We start from the raw sequence: 17,962 nt of genomic DNA on the forward strand, positions 1-17,962 counted from the left end.
CCTCCGGCATCCGGGCCGCGAGCCCCCGACAGGCGGGCCGCCAGCCCCCGACATCCGGCCAACCACCGTCGCATACGCGCCCGCAATCCTGGGCATACGGCACCAATGGCCCGCGTCCGAGCCCGTGCCCATGCCCATGCCCGCCTGCCCGATCTGGAACTCGCCCCCGATGCGCACGCACCGCCCGTCTGGATCCGCGTCCTCGGCCTGATAACCGTCGTGCTCGTCGGCGCCTGGCTCGGCCTGCTGGTCGTCGGGAACGTCCGGGCCCAGGTCGGCCCGATGGACACGACGATGGCCCTGCGTCCGTCCCTCCACGGCGGCACGAAGATCAACGTCTCCCCGCTGGGCGCCCTCTACCTGGACACCCACTCCGCGCCGGTCCGCCTGGACGTCAACGTCGACCAGCTCGACCCGGTCCGCTCCCAGGCGCTCGTCGACCACCCAGAGCGCCTCGCCGGTCTCCAGGACGAGGTCGCCCAGGACGTCGAGCACGGCACCCTCGACGTGGCCGTACGCTCCTGCGTGGCCGTCGTCTGCGGCGCCACCGCCCTCGGCCTCGCCGTCTACCGCCGCCCGCGCCGCGCCCTGACCGCGGGCGGCCTCGCCCTCGCCCTGCTCGCCGCCTCCGGCGTGACCGCGTACGCCACCTGGAACCCCAAGTCGGTCCTGGAACCGAGGTTCTCCGGCCTGCTCTCCTCGGCCCCCGCCCTGGTCGGCAACGCACGCAGCATCGTCACCGAATTCGACGTCTACCAGAAGGAACTGGCGCGCCTGGTGACCAATGTGACGAAGCTGTACGACGCCACCTCCACGCTCCCCGCCTACGCACCGGACCCGACCACCCTGCGCGTCCTGCACGTCTCCGACATCCATCTCAACCCGGCGAGCTGGAAGATCATCGCCTCGCTGGTGGAGCAGTACAAGGTGAATGTGATCGTGGACTCCGGCGACACCATGGACCACGGCATTGCGGCCGAGAACGGCTTCCTGGACCCGATCGCCGACCTGGGCGTGCCATACGTCTGGGTGCGGGGCAACCACGACTCGGACATCACCCAGCGCTATCTGTCCCGGATGAAGAACGTGCACGTCCTGGACGACGGCCGCGCCGAGACGATCGCCGGGCTGCGCTTCGCCGGGACCGGTGATCCCCAGTTCACGCCCGACCGCTCCGCCGTGCCGGGCGGGGACACGGCCGAGGAACGGGCCGGAGACCGTCTGGCCACGGCCCTGCGGGAGCAGCGGGCGGCCGACACCCCGGTGGACGTGGCCATCGCCCATGAACCGACGGCCGCGCGGATGACGGACGGCGAGGTGCCCCTGGTCCTGGCGGGCCACATCCACCACGAACAGACCGAGATCCTGCCGCACGGCACCCGTCTCCGGGTGGAGGGCTCCACGGGCGGCAGCGGTCTGCGCGCGGTCGAGGGCAAGTACCCGGACCCCATCGAGGCCTCGGTCCTCTACTTCGACCGCGACACCCGCCGGCTCCAGGCCTGGGACGAGATCAGACTGGGCGGTCTGGGCGAGACGACGGCCGAGGTCAGCCGTCACCTCCCCGAAGAGAACCAACCCGGCGCCGCTCCCTCCCCTTCGGAGAGCCCGTCACCCGCAGGAAGCACACCGGACACCCCGACGCCCTCGGGGTCGTAAACCGTTTTGGCGATACTCCCCGCCATCCCATATGCTTCTCACGTCCCCGACGCGCTGAGAAGCGCCCAGGCGGGCCGATAGCCCTCATCGTCTAGCGGCCTAGGACGCCGCCCTTTCAAGGCGGTAGCACGGGTTCGAATCCCGTTGGGGGCACGCAAGATCGTGTGCGACACTGTTGCACGCAAAGCTTGGTCCTGTGGAGCAGTTTGGAGTGCTCGCCACCCTGTCAAGGTGGAGGCCGCGGGTTCAAATCCCGTCAGGACCGCTGGGGTTTCACGTGAAACCTCGTGGCTGGGTAGCTCAGTTGGTACGAGCGATCGCCTGAAAAGCGATAGGTCGCCGGTTCGACCCCGGCCCCAGCCACAATAAGCAGCCCCTCCGGAATTCCGGAGGGGCTGTTTTCATGCCCCACGGCCTCGCCGATCCGGTGCTCTGCCGACCTGCTCCGGTTTGGGCAAGACCAGGGTGGAACATGGCGTTCCTTTGAGATCGGGCTGCGAACATGACGGCTGCATGCCAACGCTGAGCTGAACCGCCCCAGGCCCCAATCGGTCGTATCCCCCGGGCTGTTCACCCCTCCGGCGTTCTCGTGACCGCACCCGCGAACGCTCCGTGGAGATCTCATGCGCAGACCCCGCCCCGCCGTCGGGCTGTCCCTCGCCGTGATCGCCGTAGCGGGGGTGATGAGCGGCTGGGGGACCGGGGCTGCGATGGCGGACCCCGGGTCCGGCGGGACGCTGTACGTGAACCACAACAGCCAGGCATGCACCGACAGCGGCGCGGGGACGCAGAGCCAGCCCTTCTGTTCGGTGCAGGCCGCGGCCGACGTGGTCGAGGCGGGCGGCACGGTCCGGATCCTTGGATTCGACAACGACCCGTACCCGGCGGTGACCCTCACCCGGTCGGGGACCAGCGATGCGCCGATCACGTTCACCGGGGAACCTCTCCTCCCGAACGGTCCGAAGGCGTCGCTCACCGGGTCCGCCTCGGCACCTGCGCTGACGCTGAAGGGCGTGCACGACGTGCGCGTCGAATCGCTGCCCGTCAGCGACGACGGCGCAGACGGAGTGGCGGTGACCGGGTCCGACCACGTGACCCTCGACCGGCTGGTGATCAACCGCCCCGCGCCGTCGGGCCCCGCCACGGGGAGCGCGGTCGATGTGGACGGCACGTCCTCGAATGTGACCGTGTCACGGAACTGGATCGGTCCCGGCAGCGCGTACGGCGTGCGCGTGCGGCCCGGAGCGAGCCAGGTCACCGTGACGACCGACGTGATCACCACCATGCGGCAGGCCGGGATCGTGGTGACGGGCGCGACCGGCGCAGACGTGACGAGCAACACGGTATGGGCGCCGTGCGCCACCGGAATCTCGATGGACGGCGGAAGCTCCGGGGTGGTGGAGAACAACGTGGCCGTCTCCACGGGGTCGACGCAGAGCAGCACGTGCCCGACGCCGACGGCTCCGCTCTACACCGTGTCACCCGACTCCGCCGGCCAGGTCACCAGCGACTACAACGTGGCAGCGAACGACGCGCCGCCTTCCGCCCCCGCACGCACCGAGTACTCCTGGGCCGGCACCTCCTACGTCACCAGCGCGGCGTTCCGGGACGCCACCGGGCAGGGCACACACGACATCGACAGGGTCAGCGCGTACCTCGGGACGCCCGTGGAGCACTCCCCCCTCATCGACTCGGCCGACGCCACCGCGCCCGGCGAACTCACCACCGACTACGTGGGCCACCCGCGTGTCGACGACCGGCTGGTCACCGACACCGGCGCCGCCACCACGACCCACCCGGACCGGGGCGCCATCGAGCGGCAGGACACCATCGACATCCCGCCCGGCGACGCCCCCTCGCCCACGCAGGGGATCGCTCCGTTCGACACCTCGATGAAGACCGACGCCACCACTTCCTGGGGCGAGGCCCTCACCTACTCGATCGACTTCGGGGACGGCAGCGCCCCGGCCCACGGCCCCGCGGGCACCCCGATCACCCACACCTACACCACGCCGGGTCTGCACAGCCCGCTCATCACGGTCACCGACACCGACGGGAACAGCCGGACCACGTCGTACGGCTGGGTGGTGGCGGGTACGACCACCCCGCCGCCCGCCTCCCTGTCCATGGCCCCCGACACCGCGGACGGATCGGTCAACGCGGGATCCGCGCAGTTCACCGCCCCGGAACCGGCGGACTCGTGGGAAGTCGCCTCGCGCACCCTGAGTTTCGGCGACGGCACCCAGCAGAACCTGGCCATCGGCACCGAGCAGCCGCTCCACCAGTACCCGGCCCCCGGCACCTACACCGCCACCCTGACGCAAACCGACCGGTTCGGCCGCACCACCACCGCCACGACGACCTTCCACGCCGCGGACACCTACGTCGCGACGACCCCGCAGTACGACACCGAGAAGACCATCGCCGCCCACGGAGTCCTGAAGCTCTCGGCCGCCGCGCTGCACGCCAACACCGACGGCGTCGACGCGGCCCAGCTGCAGCTCGTCACCAGCGCCGCCAAGGCGAGCGGCTCGCTCACCCTCTACACCGCCGGCACCACCCGTCCCGGTACCTCCACCCTCAACTTCGAGCCCGGCCGGACGACGCTCAACGAGGCGACGGTCAAGGTCACCCCGACCGGTGCGGTCGACCTCTACAACGGCAGCTCCGGCGCGGTCACGATCAATGTCGCCACCGTGGGCCTCCACTCGCACGCCCAGTACGCCGACACCTACCACCCGGCCACACCGGTCCGCCTGCTGGACACCCGCAACCACACCGGCGGCGTCACCGGCCCGGTGGCCGGCAACCACTCGGTCACGCTGCCGGTCGCCGGCACCCACGGCGTCCCGGCGGGAGCCCAGGCGGTGGTCCTGAACGTCACCGCGACCACCACCAAGTCGTCCGGCAGCCTCGTCCTCTCCACGCACGGCACCACCGGCTCCAGCCTGACCGGCCCGTACTGGACCACCGGGCAGACCGCCTCCGCCCAGATCGTGCTCCCCCTGAAGGACGGCAAGGTCGTCCTGCGCAACGCCGGCAAGGGCTCGGCGAACCTCGTCGCGGACCTCGCCGGCTGGTACGGCACCACCGCGGGCGGCTCGGAGTTCCTGCCCGCCACCCCCGCCCGCATCCTCAACACCCGCACCGGAACCGGCACCGGCACCGGCAAGGCCGCCAGGATCGCCGCCCACGCCACCCTCAAGCTCAAGGTCACCGGCGCCCACGGCGTCCCGGCGACCGGAGTGACCGCCGTCGACCTGAACCTCACGGTGCCCTCGCCGTCCGGCAGCGGCTACCTCGTCGCCTACCCCGACGGCACCTCGCGCCCCGGCGTCTACTCCCTGAACTTCACCAAGGGACACACCGCGGCCAACCACGCACTGGTCAAGGTCGGCACCGACGGCGAGATCGACCTCTACAACGCCGGCACCGGCCCGGTGGACGTCTATGCCGACCTACTGGGCGATTACGACGTCTTCCCGGCGGGCTGACCTGATCTCCTTGGCGGCGGGACCGCTCGGCGCTAGGTTCTGGCGGGTCGACACGTCATCAGGGTGGGGAAGATGAGCCGGGACCAGGACATACAGCTGGAGAAGGTCCGCGCGAGATACGGCCTGCTCGCCGTCGTCATCAGCAACCTCGCGATCGCCGGAGTCGCGGTCTTCGGAGTCTGGCGGCTGAGCGGCGACACGTCGGTGATCATCGGCGTGCTCTCCGCCGCCTTCACCGCCGTGAGCAGCATGACCACGGCGTACCTGGGGATCAAGGCGGTGTCCAACACGGCAAAGGCGATGGCCGCCGCCTCGGCCCCGGCCGCCCACACCGCCCCACCGACTCCGGTCGCCCCCGCCACCGCCACTGCCACCACCGCGCCCACGCAGCGCGCCCAGTAGCCGCCCACAGGCACCCCGAACCACCCGCCTCCACACCGCCCCGCCGCACCCGGCGCCGGCCCCGCCGTGGCCCCTCCGCTGCCACCCCGGCCGCCCGGCGGGGCCGGTGAAGCCGGTAGCCCAACCCCGGCCGAACCGCCGGAGGCAAAAGCGTTCGCCACGAATTTCCCCGAGGTGAGATCCTGGACCGCGTATGTCTACGCATCCCGCCCCCGCCCTCGGCGCTCTCGCCCCCCGCCTGACCGAGCTTTCGCTGCGCGACGCGCACCGGCTCGGGCGCAGGCTGGAAGGTGCACGCAAGATCCGTAAGCCGGAGGCCCGGGCCACCGTCCTCGCGGAGATCGAGGCCGAGGTGGCCAGGGCCGAGGAACGGATGGCCGGCCGACGCGCCGTCGTGCCCGCCGTGTCGTACCCCGAGCAGCTGCCCGTCAGTCAGAAGAAGGACGAGATCGCGGAGGCGATACGCGATCACCAGGTCGTGATCGTCGCCGGTGAGACCGGGTCCGGGAAGACCACACAGATCCCGAAGATCTGTCTGGAACTCGGGCGCGGTGTCCGGGGAATGATCGGTCACACCCAGCCCCGCCGGATCGCCGCCCGCACCGTCGCCGAGCGGGTCGCCGAGGAGCTGCGCACGCCCCTCGGGGAGGCCGTCGGCTGGAAGGTCCGCTTCACCGACCAGGTGAACCCGGACGCCACCTTCGTCAAGCTGATGACGGACGGCATCCTGCTCGCCGAGATCCAGACCGACCGCGAGCTGCGCGCCTACGACACGATCATCATCGACGAGGCCCACGAGCGGTCCCTCAACATCGACTTCCTGCTCGGCTATCTGGCCCAGCTGCTGCCCAGGCGGCCCGACCTGAAGGTGATCATCACCTCCGCGACCATCGACCCCGAGCGGTTCTCCCGGCACTTCGGGGACGCCCCGATCGTCGAGGTCAGCGGCCGGACGTACCCCGTGGAGGTGCGCTACCGGCCCCTCCTCGAAGAGGACGCCGAGGACGCCGACCGCGACCAGATCACCGCGATCTGCGACGCGGTCGAGGAGCTCCAGGCCGAGGGCAAGGGCGACATCCTCGTCTTCCTGTCCGGAGAGCGGGAGATCCGGGACACCGCGGACGCGCTGGAGAAGAAGAACTACCGGTTCACGGAAGTGCTGCCGCTGTACGCCCGGCTCTCACACGCCGAGCAGCACCGCGTCTTCCAGCCGCACACCGGTCGCAGGATCGTTCTGGCGACCAACGTCGCCGAGACCTCGCTGACCGTCCCGGGCATCAAGTACGTCATCGACCCCGGCTTCGCCCGGATCAGCCGCTACAGCCACCGCACCAAGGTGCAGCGGCTGCCCATCGAGCCGATCAGCCAGGCCAGCGCCAACCAGCGCAAGGGCCGCTGCGGCCGGACCAGCGACGGCGTCTGCATCCGGCTGTACGACGAGGACGACTTCCTCGCCCGCCCGGAGTTCACCGACGCCGAGATCCTGCGGACCAACCTCGCCTCCGTCATCCTGCAGATGACCGCGGCCGGCCTCGGCGACATCGAGAAGTTCCCCTTCATCGACCCGCCGGACCACCGCAACATCCGCGACGGTGTGCAGCTGCTCCAGGAGCTGGGCGCCCTGAACCCGGACGAGAAGGACACCCGCAAGCGGCTCACCGACTCCGGCCGCAAGCTCGCCCAGCTGCCCGTCGACCCGCGCCTCGCGCGCATGGTCCTGGAGGCCGACAAGAACGGCTGTGTCCGTGAGGTCATGGTCATCGCCGCCGCGCTCTCCATCCAGGACCCGCGCGAACGCCCCGCCGACAAGCAGACCCAGGCCGACCAGCAGCACGCCCGCTTCCGCGACGAGACCAGCGACTTCCTCGCCTTCCTCAACCTGTGGAAGTACATCCGCGAACAGCAGCGCGAACGCGGCTCGTCGTCCTTCCGGCGGATGTGCAAGCAGGAGTTCCTGAACTTCCTGCGCATCCGGGAGTGGCAGGACATCTACAGCCAGCTGCGCACGGTCGCCAAGCAGATGGGCATCCACCTCAACGAGGAGGACGCCCCCGGAGACCGTGTCCATGTCTCGCTGCTCGCGGGCCTGCTCTCGCACATCGGTATGAAGGACGTGAAGAACGCCGGGGGCGAGGGTGGGAAGAACACAGCGAAGAACGAGTATCTAGGCGCCCGCAGCGCCAAGTTCGCGATCTTCCCCGGTTCGGCCCTGTTCAAGAAGACGCCCCGGTTCGTGATGTCCGCCGAACTCGTCGAGACCTCCCGCCTCTGGGCCCGGGTCAACGCGAAGATCGAGCCGGAGTGGGTGGAACCCCTCGCCGAGCACCTCCTGAAGCGGACGTACAGCGAACCGCACTGGGAGAAGGACCAGGCGGCCGTGCTCGCGTTCGAGAAGGTCACGCTGTACGGCGTACCGATCGTCGCCCAGCGCAAGGTCAACTACGGCCGGATCGACCCCGAGACCAGCCGCGAGCTTTTCATTCGCAACGCGCTGGTCGAGGGCGACTGGCGGACCCACCACAAGTTCTTCGCCGACAACCGAAGACTCCTCAGCGAGGTCGAGGAGCTGGAGCACCGGGCCCGGCGCCGGGACATCGTCGTGGACGACGACACGCTCTTCGACTTCTACGAGCAGCGGGTGCCCGAACACGTCGTCTCCGGCGCCCACTTCGACTCCTGGTGGAAGCACAAGCGCCAGGAGCAGCCGGAGTACCTCGACTTCGAGCGCGAGATGCTCATCCGGGAGTCGGCGGAGGCGGTCACCAAGGCCGACTATCCGGACTCCTGGCAGCAGGGGCAGCTCAAGTTCCGGGTGACGTACCAGTTCGAGCCGGGCGCGGACGCCGACGGTGTGACCCTGCACATCCCGCTCCAGGTCCTCAACCAGGTCAGGGACGAGGGCTTCGACTGGCAGATCCCGGGCCTCCGGGAAGAGGTCGTCACGGAGCTGATCCGGTCCCTGCCCAAGCCGATCCGCCGCAACTACGTCCCGGCACCCAACTTCGCCAAGCGCTTCCTGGACACGGCGGTCCCCCTCCAGGAGCCCCTGACCACGACCATGGCCCGCGAGCTGAAGCGGATGGTCGGGGTGCCCTTCGAGGCCGATGACTTCGACTGGGCGAAGCTCCCGGACCATCTGAAGATCACCTTCCGGATCGTCGACGAACGGCGCCGGAAGCTGGCCGAGGACAAGGACCTGGAGGCGCTGAAGATCCGGCTGAAGCCGAAGGCCCGCCAGGCCATCTCGCAGGCCGCCGCGGCCACCGCGGAGCGCGAGGGCGGCGAGTCGCTGGAGCGCACGGGCCTCTCGGACTGGACGATCGGCTCGCTCACCCGCGTCTTCGAGACCCGCCGGGCCGGCCAGCCGGTGAAGGCGTACCCGGCGCTCGTCGACGACGGCGACACGGTCTCGGTCCGCCTCTTCGACACCGAGGAGGAGCAGGCCGAGGCGATGTGGAAGGGCACGCGCAGGCTGATCCTCCGCAACATCCCGGTCAATCCCGCGAAGTTCGCCTCGGAGAAGCTCACCAACGCCCAGAAGCTGGCACTGTCCGCCAACCCGCACGGCACGATCCAGGCCCTGTTCGACGACTGCGCGATGGCGGCGGCGGACAAGCTGATCGGCGACTTCGGGGGACCGGTGTGGGACGAGGAGTCGTACCGGAAGCTTTACGACAAGGTGCGCGCCGAGATCGTCGACACGACGGTCCGTACGGTCGGTCAGGTGCAGCAGGTACTGGCGGCCTGGCAGGCCTGCGAGCGCCGTCTGAAGGCCGTGGGGAGCCCCGCGCTGCTGGCAAACCTGACGGACGTCCGCAAGCAGCTGGACGCCCTGGTGAAGCCGGGCTTCGTGACGTGGGCCGGTATACGACGGCTCCCCGACCTCATGCGCTATCTGGTGGCCGCCGACCGGCGCCTCCAGCAGATGCCGACCAACGTCCAGCGGGACACCACCCGGATGGAGAAGGTCCACGAGATGCAGGACGAGTACGCCTGGCTCCTGGAGCAGCTCCCCAAGGGGCGGCCGGTGCCGCAGCAGGCGCTGGACATCCGCTGGATGCTGGAGGAGCTGCGGGTCAGCTACTTCGCGCACGCGCTGGGCACGGCGTATCCGATCTCCGACAAGCGGATCGTGAAGGCGATCGACTCCGCACTACCGTAACCGACCGGGCACGCTGCGTGAGTTCGACCAGGACCCTCACCCTCCTGTACAGTCCTTCTCGCAGCACAGCGAAGACAAAGTGCCGCAAAACCTGGTCCTGTGGAGCAGTTTGGAGTGCTCGCCACCCTGTCAAGGTGGAGGCCGCGGGTTCAAATCCCGTCAGGACCGCATAGGCGAGAGGCCCGCATCCCTTCAAGGGGCGCGGGCCTCTCGCACGTCATCCCGTCGAGACGGAGGCCGCGCCCGCGGCGCAGCCGCGATCGGATGCAGCAAATCCCGTCAGGACCGCATAACCCGGGAGGCCCGCATCCCCACAAGGGACGCGGGCCTCTTCCGTGTTCCCCGGCGGCGCCGCCAGCCCCCTGGCCGTTGGCCGGGTGCAGAGGGTGCGCTCTTGACGGGGTCACATTCGGTCGGTACCCAGAAGACAGGGCCCGCTTCCCCTCGGACCCCCTCCTGGAGGTGGCGTATGGCGGCTTCGGTGCGGCATGAGACGCGAGCCCTGTTGCGGGCCCACCTGGCGGCCGCCTCGTCGTACCGGCACCTGACCCGCCACTGCCCGGTCTGCCATCGGCTGCTGCGACTGGCCATGACCTCCGCCCCGTGCGCCGCGGAGGCCCCCGAGGACGCCCCGGAGGACGAAGGTCCCGTCGGCGCTTGAGCGGCGCCGGCCCCAACGGCCGTTCCCCTGTGGGACGGTGGAGCCTTCGACTCCATTAGCGCACCCGGGGCAGTACAAACAACCCGTGCGGTATGTGACGGGAGTCACCGCATAAGTTCCTGAAACAACGGTACTTACACCCCGCATACAACAAGTCAATTTAATATGTGCAATTGCACCACCCTGAGACACCTCCCGCGGCACGCCCACGAGCTCCCCCCCGAACCCCCTCCCGTCCCACCTTCGGGCGCGTTCACAGCAGATCCGACAGGCCTCCCCAGACTCCGACAAGGCTGCCCACAGAGTCGCCGGTCATGGTCGATCAGGCCCCATGGACGCACAAAAAAGATCGCGCTGGACCCGGCGGAGTCCAGCGCGATCTACGACGCACCCTGTGTCGCTGCCTGAGAAGTTCTGTCGGCCTGGGCGTGGGCCCTGTTGGGGCAGGTCCCGCGTCGCTCGGAGCTAGGGTTGCGAGCACCTCGGCCAGTTGGGGGACCGGTCGGTTTGCCCGCTATTCAGTTGGTCAGGCCTCGCTGCGCTGCTGCGGGATACCCGCGAGCAACGCGCGGACCTCAGCCTCGCGGTAGCGTCGATGTCCGCCCAGTGTGCGGATCGACGTGAGCTTGCCGGCCTTCGCCCACCGCGTGACCGTCTTGGGGTCGACGCGGAACATCGTGGCGACCTCAGCCGGGGTCAGCAGCGGCTCGGCATCAGGGGTGCGAGCGGTCATGAGCGGCCTCCTCGGGAGAACCGAACCTTCTCGGTTCTTTCCTCTAAATTCTGCACCTTGACCCGCGTTGCCCGAAATGGTGGACGCGAGTCGAGTCGGTTATAGGACGAACGGCTTGTCCTCGGCACTACAACTACACCATCCGTCCAGCCGCGTCGGCCAAACCGATGGAATTGCCCTCCCAGGTAGTCATCAGCCGCGGAAGCCGATGGACCATGCCATAGCGGACAGTCACGCCACTGTGACGATCAGTCACATGGCGATCAGGAGTCGTCAGACCCCCCAAAGCGAGTGCAATGCTGAGATTCCGCCCACAGTGCACCACAAGTGGACGGAAGGAGCCCTCCCCGGACTCCTTGTCCTATTTTGGCACGAGGAGTGGCAAGAGGCGCAAGAGCCGTGTAAGTGCGGTCCGTCACCCTTGACGCAAAAGCCCGGATCGGGACCAACGTCCCGTGCGTTCACTGAAGTGCCGTCAACGTACGTTGTTTCATGGCATCTGGGCCGTGATGTAGATCACTCGGCACTCATACGTCACCGAGGTGTCATCCGGCTGTCACACCATCACATGACCTGACACTCAGTGCGGAGCAGTCGGCATCGGTGCTCAGGCCGGCACTCGGGCCGGTGGTCACAGCCGTGCTCAGTTCGCGGACCGGCGGTCCCGCACCGCCCGCCAGCGCTCCACCAGCCGCCCGTACGCCTCCCCGGCCGCGGCCCCGTCGCCCTGCCGCAGCGCCTCGATGCCGGCCGCCACATCGGCCGCCGAATGGTCGTCCTCCAGGTCGCCGGCCGGCAGGGCGTGCACCAGGCCGCCGTAGTCCAGCTCGACCAGTGAGCGGGGATGGAACTCCTCCAGCCAGCGTCCGACGTCCACCAGGCCGTCGATCAGCGGTCCTTCGTCGATGGTGTCCTTGAGCGTGCGCAGCGCCCGGGCCACCCGGCGCCGGGCCTGCACCATCGGCGTGCGGTAGCGCAGCATCGGCGGGATCTCGCCGGTGCCCTTCTCGTACCGGCGCTCCTCGTCGGAGACCAGCACGAACCAGTTCAGCGGCACCTGCCAGGTCGCCGTCCGGATCCAGGGCCGGGAGTCGGGGTTGCGGGCCAGCCACCGCTCGTAGTCCATCGCGGCCTGCCGGCGGACGACCGGGGGCAGCATCGCGTCCAGGACCGTGTTCGGCAGTTCGTCGGGCAGCTCCTGAAGGGCCTGCCAGCCGCGCAGCCGGGTCCGCCACGGGCACACGCACACGACACCGTCGACCTCCAGGACGAAGGCGTCGGCGCTCTCCTGCACCGGCACCGGGATCGGCGGGGTGGGAAGCAAGTCGGCCAGTGCGCGCCGGAGTTCGTCCTGATAGGAGGGCCGGTCGGAGCGGCGGGCGTAGCGCGTCCAGTGGCCGCGCTCGGGCTCCGGGAAGGCGGCCAGCGGCTCGTACACACGCAGGTACGTCGCGTAGGGGATGACCACCGAGGACACCTTGGGCACGCCTGCTCCCTCCCCATCGGACCGGGCTCGAAACCAGCGGAACCCACTACGGAGCAGCCGCGAAACCACAGCAAATCGTCCCACGCTCATACGTGCACTCACGGCGCGGGAGAGTGATCCTGAACACGGCGCGGATGGTGGGCGGGCAATAGCTCTACGCTCATGCCAGGCTCCCGCCACCCGTACGGGAGCCCCCGCTTCCACTCGCCGCGACACAACCGGGAGTCACCACAGTGACCGACGTTTCCACCGGCGTCCTGCACACCCTGTTCCACTCGGACCAGGGCGGTCACGAGCAAGTCGTGCTCTGCCAGGACCGCAAGAGCGGCCTCAAGGCCGTCATCGCCATCCACTCCACCGCGCTGGGCCCCGCCCTCGGCGGCACCCGCTTCTACCCGTACGCCAACGAGGAGGAGGCCGTCGCCGACGCCCTCAACCTCGCGCGCGGGATGTCGTACAAGAACGCCATGGCCGGTCTGGACCACGGCGGCGGCAAGGCCGTGATCATCGGCGACCCCGAGCGCGACAAGAGCGAGGAGCTGCTGCTCGCCTACGGGCGGTTCGTGGCCTCGCTCGGCGGTCGCTACGTCACCGCCTGCGACGTCGGCACGTATGTCGCCGACATGGACGTCGTGGCGCGGGAGTGCCGGTGGACCACCGGGCGCTCCCCGCAGAACGGCGGCGCCGGCGACTCCTCCGTGCTCACCGCGTACGGCGTCTACCAGGGCATGCGGGCCAGTGCCCAGCACCTGTGGGGCGACCCGTCGCTGCGCGGCCGCACCGTCGGCATCGCGGGCGTCGGCAAGGTCGGCCACCACCTGGTGGAGCACCTGCTGGAGGAAGGCGCCCGGGTGGTCATCACCGACGTGCGCCGGGAGGCCGTCGGCCGGATCTCCGACCGGCACGCCCAGGTCCAGGTCGCCGCCGACACCGAATCCCTGATCCGTGTCGAGGGCCTCGACATCTACGCGCCCTGCGCGCTCGGCGGCGCCCTGAGCGACGAGTCGGTGCCGGCGCTGACCGCCAAGGTGGTGTGCGGCGCGGCCAACAACCAGCTCGCCCACCCCGGCGTTGAGAAGGACCTCGCCGACCGCGGGATCCTCTACGCACCGGACTACGTGGTGAACGCCGGCGGGGTCATCCAGGTCGCCGACGAGCTGCACGGGTTCGACTTCGACCGGTGCAAGGCCAAGGCGGCGAAGATCTTCGACACCACCCTGGCCATATTCGCTCGTGCGAAGGATGACGGGATTCCGCCTGCCGCGGCGGCCGACCGGATCGCCGAACAGCGGATGCACGAAGCGGCAACGGCGGATGCACGCTGACCGAACGCCGGGTTTCCGCACGGATTTCCGGTACCCGCCGGCGGGCAGTTGGAGAGAACTCTCACGTTCGTCGGCGGGTCGCTCGCCAGGAAGTGGTTAAAATCGTCGTTGACCAGCGGGGACGGGGCGCCTCGCGGGTTGTGCAGCCAGGCGCGTGGTGCGGGCGACGTACCGTATGGGCGCGGGCTCAGGTACCGTGGAAGCCCTACGGACCGGTCTCTCCGAGGAGAGTCCGTTCCGGATCATGAACGCGTGTCAGACTCTGGGGCCGTCGAGCCCCGTCACCGAGGGGGTCGAGCCATGGGGCGCGGCCGGGCCAAGGCCAAGCAGACGAAGGTCGCCCGCCAGCTGAAGTACAACAGCGGTGGGACTGACCTGTCACGTCTGGCCAGCGAGCTGGGCGCTTCGACTTCGAGCCAGCCGCCGAATGGCGAGCCGTTCGAGGACGACGACGAGGACGACGACCCGTACGCCCAGTACGCGGATCTCTACAACGACGATGACGACGAGGACGAGGACGACCAGTCCGGTCCCCAGTCTCAACATCGTCGCGGTGCGTAATGCCCGCGGCTGCTTAGCCGTTCACATACCCGGTCCGGGGTTCTGACGCCGGACCGGGTTTTGTGCTGGCCTCACAGGGCTCGGCCCCGGATCCCGCTCCTCACCCGCCCGAGGGGCTAGTTCGGCGCGTAGTCGCCGACCAGCTCCGCGCCCGTGGTGTGCTCGCCGCGCTCGGTGATCTCGCCGGCCACCCATGCGTCGACCCCGCGGTCGGCCAGTGTGGCCAGCGCCACGTCCACCGATTCCTGCGGGACCATGGCGATCATGCCGACGCCCATGTTGAGCGTCTTCTCCAGTTCGAGCCGCTCGACGTTGCCGGTCCGGCCGACCAGGTCGAAGATCGCACCCGGCGTCCAGGTGGCCCGGTCGACGGTCGCGTGCAGGTGGTCCGGGATGACCCGGGCCAGGTTCGCGGCGAGTCCACCGCCGGTCACATGGCTGAAGGCGTGCACCTCGGCGGTGCGGATCAGGGCCAGGCAGTCCAGCGAGTAGATCTTGGTCGGCTCCAGCAGCTCCTCGCCGAGCGTGCGGCCGAGCTCCTCGACATGCGCGTCGAGCGCGAGCCCCGCCTGGTTCAGCAGAACATGCCGGACCAGGGAGTACCCGTTGGAGTGAAGCCCGGAGGACGCCATGGCGATCACCGCGTCACCCGTACGGATACGATCCGCGCCGAGCAGCCGGTCGGCCTCCACCACGCCCGTACCGGCGCCGGCCACGTCGAAGTCGTCCGCGCCGAGCAGGCCCGGGTGCTCGGCGGTCTCGCCGCCCACCAGGGAGCAGCCGGCCAGCACACAGCCCTCGGCGATGCCCTTGACGATCGCGGCGACCCGCTCGGGGTGGACCTTCCCGACACAGATGTAGTCGGTCATGAAGAGCGGCTCGGCACCGCACACCACGATGTCGTCCATGACCATGGCGACCAGGTCGTGGCCGATGGTGTCGTACACGCCCAGCTGCCGGGCGATGTCGACCTTGGTGCCCACGCCGTCCGTGGCGGAGGCGAGCAGCGGGCGCTCGTAGTGCTTGAGGGCGGAGGCGTCGAAGAGACCGGCGAAGCCGCCGATGCCGCCGAGGACCTCGGGACGCCGGGTCTTCTTCACCCACTCCTTCATCAACTCGACGGCGCGGTCGCCCGCCTCGATATCAACACCGGCGGCCGCGTAGGAAGCACCGGGAACAGCACCCGTCGCCGGAGGCGACTGATTGTCTGCAGCAGACATTGCCTGGGATCTTTCGGGTTGGTTGCTACGGGGCTTACGGGCGACGGATCGCGTCGGCCGCGGCCGTGGCTGCCGGACCGGCGGCCAGTTCGGTCTCCAGGAGCTGCTTGCCCAGCAGCTCGGGGTCCGGGAGCTCCATCGGGTACTCGCCGTCGAAGCAGGCACGGCAGAGGTTCGGCTTGGCGATGGTGGTCGCCTCGATCATGCCGTCGATGGAGATGTAGGCCAGGGAGTCGGCGCCGAGCGAGGTGCCGATCTCGTCGATGGTCATGCCGTTGGCGATGAGCTCGGCGCGGGTGGCGAAGTCGATGCCGAAGAAGCAGGGCCACTTCACGGGCGGCGAGGAGATCCGGATGTGGACCTCGGCCGCGCCCGCCTCGCGCAGCATGCGCACCAGGGCCCGCTGGGTGTTGCCGCGCACGATCGAGTCGTCGACGACGACCAGCCGCTTGCCCCTGATGACTTCCTTCAGCGGGTTCAGCTTCAGGCGGATGCCGAGCTGCCGGATGGTCTGCGAGGGCTGGATGAAGGTCCGGCCGACATAGGCGTTCTTGACCAGACCGTTGCCGAACGGGATGCCCGAGGCCTCCGCGTAGCCGACGGCGGCGGGAGTGCCGGACTCCGGGGTCGCTATCACCAGATCGGCGTCGACCGGGGCTTCCTTGGCCAGCTTCCGGCCCATCTCCACCCGGGACAGGTAGACGTTCCGCCCGGCGATGTCGGTGTCGGGGCGGGCCAGGTACACATATTCGAAGACACAGCCCTTGGGCTTCGCATCCGCGAATCGCGAGGTACGCAGACCGTTCTCGTCGATGGCGACGAACTCGCCCGGCTCGATCTCGCGCACGAAGCTGGCGCCGCAGATGTCGAGGGCGGCGGACTCCGAGGCGATGACCCAGCCGCGCTCCAGGCGGCCGAGGACCAGCGGGCGGATGCCCTGCGGGTCGCGGGCGGCGTAGAGGGTGTGCTCGTCCATGAAGACGAGGGAGAAGGCGCCCCGGACCTTCGGCAGGACCGCGTGCGCGGCCTCCTCGATGGTCAGCGGCTTGCCGTCGGCGTCGACCTGGGCCGCGAGGAGCGCGGTGAGCAGGTCGGTGTCGTTGGTGGCGGCGACCCGGGTGGACCGGCCGTGGGTGTCCTTGGGGAGGTCGGCGACCATCTCGGCGAGCTGCGCCGTGTTGACGAGGTTGCCGTTGTGGCCGAGCGCGATCGAGCCGTGCGCGGTGGCGCGGAACGTCGGCTGGGCGTTCTCCCACACGGAGGCACCGGTGGTCGAGTAGCGGGCGTGACCGACCGCGATATGACCCTGGAGCGAACCGAGGGAGGTCTCGTCGAAGACCTGGGAGACCAGCCCCATGTCCTTGAAGACGAGGATCTGGGAGCCGTTGCTGACCGCGATTCCCGCGGATTCCTGGCCCCGATGCTGGAGGGCGTACAGCCCGAAGTACGTGAGCTTGGCGACCTCTTCGCCCGGAGCCCAGACACCGAAGACGCCGCAAGCGTCCTGGGGGCCCTTCTCACCGGGGAGCAGATCGTGATTGAGGAGACCGTCACCACGTGGCACGCCACCGAGTGTAGGCGAGATCGACCACTGGTCCGAATTGGGGATACCCGGCCGTAATGGATCTACGACTGGGGACGCGGTTGTGGGTTTCTCCATTTCCGCTGGTCAACACGGTGGGAGGAATCTCCAGCCGGGGCACGTTCGTGCGGTCCTGTGCCCGCGCAACCCCCTCACACCGTATCTCTGAGTGAGGTGTCGCACATCATTCGGGGCGCCGGAGGTCACTTCCTGGACAGCTCGACCCGGTCGCCGCCGACGGTGGTGAGGGTGAGCTTTCTGCCGTCGGCCCGGGTGGTGAGCGGCCCCGCGGTGAGGGTTCGGGCGAGGGCGCGCTCGAAGGTCATGCGGGTGTTGTCGCAGGCCATGCGGGTGGTGCGAGCGTTGCTCAGCCGGATCCGGTCGTCCGTGACCTTCGCGGTGGCGCTGAACTGGTTGCACCCGTAGCTGCCGGCGGCCTTGCCGTCGTCGATCTTCACGTGGGCGGGTGCCGGGGCGCGCCGGGTGGTGCCGTCCACCGTGACGCTGTCGACGGTCCACTCGATCCCGGTCACCGGTGGCTGGGATCCCACGGAGACACCGGCTTTCTCACCGCCACAGGCCACCGCGAGCGGGACGAGCACGGCGGCCGCCGTCATGGTCAGGGTCCTGCGCTGCGTGCGCTGCTTGTACCCGTACATGCCGGTTCGACGGAACACCCC

12 protein-coding genes and 4 tRNA genes are annotated in these 17,962 nt (G+C 69.4%); 11 read left to right on the forward strand and 5 right to left on the reverse strand.

Going from position 1 to position 17,962, the window contains the following annotated elements; all coding sequences use genetic code 11:
* Positions 1 to 105: 105 nt before the first annotated feature.
* The 9 genes from ACWGJB_RS46235 to ACWGJB_RS46275 all read left to right on the forward strand — a co-directional run bounded on the left by ACWGJB_RS46235 (position 106) and on the right by ACWGJB_RS46275 (position 10,375).
* The gene (locus tag ACWGJB_RS46235; protein ID WP_453386046.1) at positions 106 to 1,656 is read left to right on the forward strand and encodes a metallophosphoesterase family protein; all 1,551 of its coding nucleotides are present in this window, start codon (positions 106 to 108) and stop codon (positions 1,654 to 1,656) included.
* An 80-nt stretch (positions 1,657 to 1,736) separates the two neighbouring features.
* A tRNA-Glu gene (locus tag ACWGJB_RS46240) sits at positions 1,737 to 1,809 on the forward strand.
* 37 nt (positions 1,810 to 1,846) lie between these two features.
* A tRNA-Asp gene (locus tag ACWGJB_RS46245) sits at positions 1,847 to 1,921 on the forward strand.
* A gap of 24 nt (positions 1,922 to 1,945) precedes the next feature.
* Positions 1,946 to 2,019, forward strand: a tRNA-Phe gene (locus ACWGJB_RS46250).
* A 260-nt stretch (positions 2,020 to 2,279) separates the two neighbouring features.
* Positions 2,280 to 5,150, forward strand: coding sequence for a PKD domain-containing protein (locus tag ACWGJB_RS46255; protein ID WP_453386047.1), 2,871 nt, complete (start codon positions 2,280 to 2,282; stop codon positions 5,148 to 5,150).
* Positions 5,151 to 5,222: 72 nt separating this feature from the next.
* Positions 5,223 to 5,552, forward strand: a complete 330-nt coding sequence (locus ACWGJB_RS46260) for a hypothetical protein (RefSeq protein WP_453386048.1) — start codon at positions 5,223 to 5,225, stop codon at positions 5,550 to 5,552.
* 193 nt (positions 5,553 to 5,745) lie between these two features.
* A complete protein-coding gene (hrpA, locus tag ACWGJB_RS46265; protein ID WP_453386049.1) occupies positions 5,746 to 9,714 on the forward strand; it encodes an ATP-dependent RNA helicase HrpA in 3,969 nt (1,322 codons plus the stop codon).
* A gap of 93 nt (positions 9,715 to 9,807) precedes the next feature.
* Positions 9,808 to 9,882 (forward strand) — tRNA-Asp (locus tag ACWGJB_RS46270).
* 301 nt (positions 9,883 to 10,183) lie between these two features.
* Positions 10,184 to 10,375: a DUF6274 family protein gene (locus ACWGJB_RS46275; RefSeq protein WP_453386050.1), complete on the forward strand. Its 192-nt coding sequence runs from the start codon at positions 10,184 to 10,186 to the stop codon at positions 10,373 to 10,375.
* A 526-nt stretch (positions 10,376 to 10,901) separates the two neighbouring features.
* Here the strand turns inward: ACWGJB_RS46275 and bldC are convergent.
* Positions 10,902 to 11,108: a developmental transcriptional regulator BldC gene (gene bldC / locus ACWGJB_RS46280; protein WP_003949541.1), complete on the reverse strand. Its 207-nt coding sequence runs from the start codon at positions 11,106 to 11,108 to the stop codon at positions 10,902 to 10,904.
* A 643-nt stretch (positions 11,109 to 11,751) separates the two neighbouring features.
* Positions 11,752 to 12,594 carry a hypothetical protein gene (locus tag ACWGJB_RS46285; RefSeq protein WP_453386051.1) on the reverse strand — a complete coding sequence of 281 codons (843 nt, stop codon included), beginning with the start codon at positions 12,592 to 12,594 and terminating at the stop codon, positions 11,752 to 11,754.
* Between the two features lie 233 nt (positions 12,595 to 12,827).
* Here ACWGJB_RS46285 and ACWGJB_RS46290 point away from each other — a divergent pair, with 233 nt between their 5' ends.
* Both ACWGJB_RS46290 and ACWGJB_RS46295 read left to right on the forward strand, forming a co-directional pair.
* Positions 12,828 to 13,919 (forward strand): Leu/Phe/Val dehydrogenase, encoded by a 1,092-nt coding sequence (locus ACWGJB_RS46290; protein WP_453386052.1) that lies wholly within the window; start codon positions 12,828 to 12,830, stop codon positions 13,917 to 13,919.
* A gap of 300 nt (positions 13,920 to 14,219) precedes the next feature.
* Positions 14,220 to 14,480 carry a DUF3073 domain-containing protein gene (locus ACWGJB_RS46295; RefSeq protein ID WP_351937593.1) on the forward strand — a complete coding sequence of 87 codons (261 nt, stop codon included), beginning with the start codon at positions 14,220 to 14,222 and terminating at the stop codon, positions 14,478 to 14,480.
* A gap of 116 nt (positions 14,481 to 14,596) precedes the next feature.
* Here ACWGJB_RS46295 and purM read toward each other — a convergent pair whose 3' ends face one another.
* The 3 genes from purM to ACWGJB_RS46310 form a co-directional block, all read right to left on the reverse strand.
* Positions 14,597 to 15,700 (reverse strand): phosphoribosylformylglycinamidine cyclo-ligase, encoded by a 1,104-nt coding sequence (gene purM / locus ACWGJB_RS46300; protein WP_453386053.1) that lies wholly within the window; start codon positions 15,698 to 15,700, stop codon positions 14,597 to 14,599.
* A gap of 34 nt (positions 15,701 to 15,734) precedes the next feature.
* Positions 15,735 to 17,264 (reverse strand): amidophosphoribosyltransferase, encoded by a 1,530-nt coding sequence (gene purF / locus ACWGJB_RS46305; protein ID WP_360481173.1) that lies wholly within the window; start codon positions 17,262 to 17,264, stop codon positions 15,735 to 15,737.
* A 221-nt stretch (positions 17,265 to 17,485) separates the two neighbouring features.
* A complete protein-coding gene (locus ACWGJB_RS46310; RefSeq protein ID WP_453386054.1) occupies positions 17,486 to 17,959 on the reverse strand; it encodes an META domain-containing protein in 474 nt (157 codons plus the stop codon).
* Between the last annotated feature and the right edge of the window lie 3 nt (positions 17,960 to 17,962).

Source organism: Streptomyces sp. NPDC054813 (assembly GCF_053611365.1).